We start from the raw sequence: 1,904 nt of genomic DNA on the forward strand, positions 1-1,904 counted from the left end.
CCCACCAGCAGCACACCCCGCCACCCCCCACACAGGGAGACAACCAGGCACACACCACCAGATGAGAAGGGTCCTGTTGTTCCAGGACCCAACAGTGCTCCACCCCGCACCCCACACACCACCACCACCCCAGAACACTTCCAGGGAAACAGTGCCGTGAAGACCACGAGCATCACCACACCCCAACCCACACACACCACCACCCCCCACCAAGGAGGAGAACCAGCACGCATGAACCACACGGGGCACGATCAATGGTTTGTTGACATTCCACCCATGAACACACACCACACAACCACCACCCACGAATAAGCAGATCAGGGGTTGGGTCGCCACACGGCGACACGGGCATGAATGCTCCTTAGAAAGGAGGTGATCCAGCCGCACCTTCCGGTACGGCTACCTTGTTACGACTTAGTCCCAATCGCCAGTCCCACCTTCGACGGCTCCCCCCACAAGGGTTAGGCCACCGGCTTCGGGTGTTACCAACTTTCGTGACTTGACGGGCGGTGTGTACAAGGCCCGGGAACGTATTCACCGCAGCGTTGCTGATCTGCGATTACTAGCGACTCCGACTTCACGTGGTCGAGTTGCAGACCACGATCCGAACTGAGACCGGCTTTTTGGGATTAGCTCCACCTCACAGTATCGCAACCCTTTGTACCGGCCATTGTAGCATGCGTGAAGCCCAAGACATAAGGGGCATGATGATTTGACGTCATCCCCACCTTCCTCCGAGTTGACCCCGGCAGTCTCCCATGAGTCCCCACCACCCCAAAGGGCGTGCTGGCAACATGGAACGAGGGTTGCGCTCGTTGCGGGACTTAACCCAACATCTCACGACACGAGCTGACGACAACCATGCACCACCTGCACACCAACCACAAAGTGGAAATCCCATCTCTGGGACGGTCTAGTGCATGTCAAGCCTTGGTAAGGTTCTTCGCGTTGCATCGAATTAATCCGCATGCTCCGCCGCTTGTGCGGGCCCCCGTCAATTCCTTTGAGTTTTAGCCTTGCGGCCGTACTCCCCAGGCGGGGCACTTAATGCGTTAGCTACGGCGCGGAAAACGTGGAATGTCCCCCACACCTAGTGCCCAACGTTTACGGCATGGACTACCAGGGTATCTAATCCTGTTCGCTCCCCATGCTTTCGCTCCTCAGCGTCAGTAACAGCCCAGAGACCTGCCTTCGCCATCGGTGTTCCTCCTGATATCTGCGCATTTCACCGCTACACCAGGAATTCCAGTCTCCCCTACTGCACTCTAGTCTGCCCGTACCCACTGCAGACCCGGGGTTAAGCCCCGGGCTTTCACAGCAGACGCGACAAACCGCCTACGAGCTCTTTACGCCCAATAATTCCGGACAACGCTTGCGCCCTACGTATTACCGCGGCTGCTGGCACGTAGTTAGCCGGCGCTTCTTCCGCAGGTACCGTCACTTTCGCTTCTTCCCTGCTGAAAGAGGTTTACAACCCGAAGGCCGTCATCCCTCACGCGGCGTCGCTGCATCAGGCTTGCGCCCATTGTGCAATATTCCCCACTGCTGCCTCCCGTAGGAGTCTGGGCCGTGTCTCAGTCCCAGTGTGGCCGGTCACCCTCTCAGGCCGGCTACCCGTCGTCGCCTTGGTGAGCCATTACCCCACCAACAAGCTGATAGGCCGTGAGCCCATCCAAAACCAGTACAAACCCTTTCCACAACACACCATGCGATGTACTGTCGTATCCAGTATTAGACCCAGTTTCCCAGGCTTATCCCAGAGTCAAGGGCAGGTCACTCACGTATTACTCACCCGTTCGCCACTCATCCACCCCAGCAAGCTGGGGCTTCAGCGTTCGACTTGCATGTGTTAAGCACGCCGCCAGCGTTCGTCCTGAGCCAGGATCAAACTCTCCGTCAAAAAA

At 57.7% G+C, this 1,904-nt stretch carries 1 rRNA gene; it reads right to left on the minus strand.

What is annotated here, in order from left to right:
• Positions 1–365 precede the first annotated feature (365 nt).
• Positions 366–1,900 (minus strand): 16S ribosomal RNA (locus tag L979_RS09165).
• Between the last annotated feature and the right edge of the window lie 4 nt (positions 1,901–1,904).

Origin of the sequence: Kocuria sp. ZOR0020 (assembly GCF_000800955.1) — a bacterium.
Taxonomy (GTDB): domain Bacteria; phylum Actinomycetota; class Actinomycetes; order Actinomycetales; family Micrococcaceae; genus Kocuria; species Kocuria subflava.